The organism is Polaromonas sp. P1_E1_2 (genome assembly GCF_056406035.1).
Window position 1 is genome coordinate 1 of the sequence record NZ_JBFUAZ010000930.1, and the last position, 1052, is coordinate 1052.

At 53.8% G+C, this 1052-nt stretch carries 2 protein-coding genes; both read left to right on the top strand.

Going from position 1 to position 1052, the window contains the following annotated elements; translation table 11 throughout:
- On the top strand, window positions 1-425 hold a 425-nt coding region (locus tag AC1D1P_RS24175; RefSeq protein ID WP_477674770.1), incomplete at its 5' end, for a hypothetical protein.
- A gap of 361 nt (window positions 426-786) precedes the next feature.
- Window positions 787-1052: hypothetical protein (locus tag AC1D1P_RS24180; protein WP_477674771.1), on the top strand; the 266-nt coding region annotated here is incomplete at its 3' end.

A 1052-nucleotide genomic window follows, 5' to 3' on the forward strand; every position in this document is an offset into this window, starting at 1 on the left:
GTACCGAACTTCAAGAAGTAATAGAAGAGAAGAAAGGGCGACGAAAACTGGATATGGAAGGGGTGGTAGACATCTGCGAGCAGACGTTCGGTTATGAGTTTGCCCTCTTTATTGCAGCCATCAGGGCCTCTTTCGCTAAATCGTCCGGGACGGAGGAATCGGCTTCGGACTTCAAAACGTACGCGGATCTTTTGCAAAAGAGATTGAAGTACGGACTTCCATCTGCAGCGTCAGTTTTATATTTTGAGATTGGTTTCGCGGAACGCGTAATTGCACAACATATTGCGGATGAAGTCGGCAGCTCACCCACGTCAGCATATGAGGCACGCATTTCCATCAGAAACAAAGCCGAGGAAATCTCAAAATCTCTTACTAAGTTTCCATCCTACTTCTCGAACGTGCTTTCAGACATCCTCGCTACGTAACCTCTTGCGAATTGAGTCGACGATGAGAGCCGGTTAGCCTGGTGCAGACGTACAGTACACACTTCTACGCCAATCTCATCAAAGCCGCATTCAAGCTATTCCCATGCCCCAAGCCGTCTCCCGCCTACGCGCCACACGCCCGGCGCGCACCTCCAAACCTTTTATGACCTGCGGCGGAGCTGCACCGGTTGCTGTCTGATGCCCAGCCGCCGCACGTGCGCCTTTGTGCCCACGCGTGCGGGGTATGCGCCTAGTCATGGCAGACATCGAGGCTCTGAAACCCAGCAATACGGGCTAGCTACAAAACGCCAAATGGTAGATTCAGAAAAAAGCCCAGCCCCGGGCAGAATAAAAACAACCCATGAACAACAAAACCAAGATCGCCCTCGTCGCAGCCGGAGGAACCCTGTTACTGGTAGTGGCCACCGCCATCGTCATTACCCTGGACACGGACCACAGCAAGAAAGACGCACCACCGCCTGCCGCGACTCTGGCCGCCACGCCACTCGACACCAGCAAAATCCTGACGGGCATGCAGGATCTGCTGGCCAGCTACCGAAAAATCATTGTGCTGTTTGCCGATGAGAAGAAACTGGGTGCGGGCGAACGGGCCATGGCCAACCAGGT